Here is a 2674-nt window from a genome sequence, read left to right on the forward strand (position 1 = left end):
CCATGACGCCGCTCGCCGCCCATGCCGCGATCCGCTTCGGCCTCGGGGCCCGCCCCGAGGCGCCGGTGCCGTCTGACCCGCGGCCCTGGCTGACCGCCCAGATCCGGCCTCTGCCCGAGGCGCCCGGCCCCAGCATCGCCGACGCTTTCGCCGCCATCCGGGAGCGGCGCCGCGATCCCATGAGCCAAGCGTTCGGTGATGTCTTTCGCGCTGAAGCCCAAGCCTGGGCAATGCGCATGTTGACTGCGGACGCGCCCTTCGCCGAGCGCTGGGCGAATTTCTGGACCAACCACCTCACCGTCAGCCGCCGCGCCGGCCGGACCACAGCCCTGCTGGGGAACTACCAGCGGCTGGCGATCCGCCCCCATGCCTTCGGCCGCTTCGAGGAGATGCTGCTCGCCGCCTACCATCATCCGGCGATGCTGTTCTATCTGGATCAGGCCAATTCCGTCGGCCCGGACAGCCCTGCCGGGCAGCGGCTCAACCGCGGCCTCAACGAGAACCTGGCCCGCGAGTGCATGGAGCTGCACACGGTCACGCCGGCCGCCGGCTACGGCCAGGAGGACGTGACCTCGCTGGCCCGCATCCTCACCGGCTGGTCCAACGGCCGCGGTGAACAGTTTTCCGAAGTCGACGGCTTCTTCTTCCGCCCCCGGGCGCATGAGCCCGGGGGAAAGCGCCTGATGGGCCGTGAGTTTCCCGAGGGCGAGGAAGGCGGCGTCCAGGCCCTGCGTTTCCTGGCGAACCATCCCTCCACCCATCGCGCGCTGGCAGCGAAGCTCGCCCGTCACTTCGTGGCCGACGTGCCGCCCCAGCCTGCCGTGGCGCGCATCGAGGCGGCGCTGCGCGACAGCGGAGGCGACCTCGCCGCCGCCGCCCGCGCGGTGATCGCCACGCCGGAGGCGCATGCGCCGCTGCGCAAGGTCCGCAGCGGGCAGGACTATGCCATCGCCGTGATCCGCGCCCTCGGCCTCGGCGCGGAGGCCGCCCCCTTGCTGCTCGGCACCATCGCCCGGCTGAACCAGCCGCTCTGGACCGCGCCCGCGCCGATCGGCTGGCCCGACGAGGCCAGCGAATGGGCCGCGCCGGAACAGCTCATGCGCCGGCTCGACTGGGCGGGCGAGGTCGCCGGCCGCGCCGCCGCGTCGGGCGGCGTGGAGCCTGCGATGCTCGGCGAGACCCTGCTCGGCCCCCTCGCCCATGCCGAGACGGCCACCGCCGCCCGCCGCGCCGGATCGGTCCGCGAGGGCATCCTGCTGCTGCTCGCCAGCCCGGAGGCGCAACGCCGATGAGCCTGAACCTGCAACGACGCTCCTTCCTCCTCGGCCTCGGCGGCGCGATGGCGCTGGGCGGCTCGCGCCTGGCCTTCGCCGACGGCCCGCCCGGCGAGAAGCGCCTCGTCGTCGTGCTGCTGCGCGGCGCGATGGACGGGCTCTCCGCCGTGCCCGCCTATGGCGATCCCGACTTCGCCGCGCTGCGCGGCCCGCTCGCCCTGCCGGAGCCGGGCCGGGAGGGCGGCGTGCTCGACCTCGGCGGGCGCTTCGGGATGCATCCCTCGCTGGCGAAGCTGCATGCGCTCTATGCCGCGGACCAGGCGATGGTGCTGCACGCCGTCGCCGGCCCCTGGCGGAGCCGCAGCCACTTCGAGGCGCAGGACCTGCTCGAGAGCGGCGCCACGCACCGGCTGCAGGATGGCTGGCTCAACCGCGCGCTCGCCACCATGCCGGGCGAGCCGGCCGGTAGCGCGCGGCGCGGCCTCGCGGCCGGGCTCGACGTGCCGCTGCTGCTGCGCGGCCCGGCCCGCGTCGGCAGCTTCGCGGCGCAGGCGCGCAGCCGGCCCGATGCCGAGGCGCTGACCCTGCTCGCGCGCTGGCACGCGGCCGACCCGCAGCTCGGCCCGGCCTTCGCCGAAGGGCTGCGCGCGCGCGGCTTCTCGGCCGAGGTGCTGGCAGGGCAAGAGCCGCCGCCGCGGGGCGCGAATGGCTTCGTGACCCTGGCGGGATCGGCCGGGCGGCTGCTGGCCGATCCGCGCGGGCCACGCGTTGCGGCGATGGAGCTGGGTGGCTGGGACACGCATGCGGCCCAGGCGCCGCGGCTCGCCAATACGCTGCGGATCCTCGATGACGGGCTGGACGCGCTGCGCGGCGGGCTGGGCCCGGCCTGGTCGCAGACGGCCGTGCTGGTCATGACGGAGTTCGGCCGCACGGCCCGCATCAACGGGACAAACGGCACCGACCACGGCACGGCAGGCGTGGCCTTCCTGCTGGGCGGGGCCGTGCGCGGCGGTCGCGTGCTGGCGGACTGGCCGGGCCTCTCCCCCGATCGGCTCTTCGAGAACCGCGACCTCGCCCCGACCATGGACCTGCGCCGGGTCGCGAAGGGGCTGCTGGCCGGGCATCTCGGGCTGGAGGCGGCGGCGCTGGCCCGCGCCTTTCCCGAAAGCGCCGACGCCACGCCGCTGACGGGGCTCGTCGACCGCCGCGCCTGACCCGGCGCGACCAACGCGACAAAGCTGATCGCATTTCGACGCATACAATCAAGGGGCGGCGTGCCATGGTCCGGCCGCCATGACGCCGGCCGCCGCCCATGCTGCGATCCGCTTCGGCCTCGGGGCCCGCCCCGAAGCACCCCTGCCGGCCGACCCCTCGGCCTGGCTCTCGGCCCAGGTCGCGCC

At 75.2% G+C, this 2674-nt stretch carries 2 protein-coding genes; both read left to right on the forward strand.

Annotated features, from left to right (window positions below):
• Positions 1-1292 (forward strand): DUF1800 domain-containing protein (locus AC1ROY_RS33950; protein WP_493153376.1); only part of this gene is annotated, 1292 nt, incomplete at its 5' end.
• Positions 1289-2488, forward strand: coding sequence for a DUF1501 domain-containing protein (locus AC1ROY_RS33955; RefSeq protein WP_493153377.1), 1200 nt, complete (start codon positions 1289-1291; stop codon positions 2486-2488). The genes AC1ROY_RS33950 and AC1ROY_RS33955, both read left to right, overlap by 4 nt.
• Positions 2489-2674 lie beyond the last annotated feature (186 nt).

The organism is Roseococcus sp. GW821-FHT12F05 (assembly GCF_058806835.1).

Bases quoted from the DNA above. Each gene is read 5' to 3' on its own strand.
- AC1ROY_RS33955 (WP_493153377.1), top strand. From the start codon at position 1,289: ATGAGCCTGAACCTGCAACGACGCTCCTTCCTCCTCGGCCTCGGCGGC.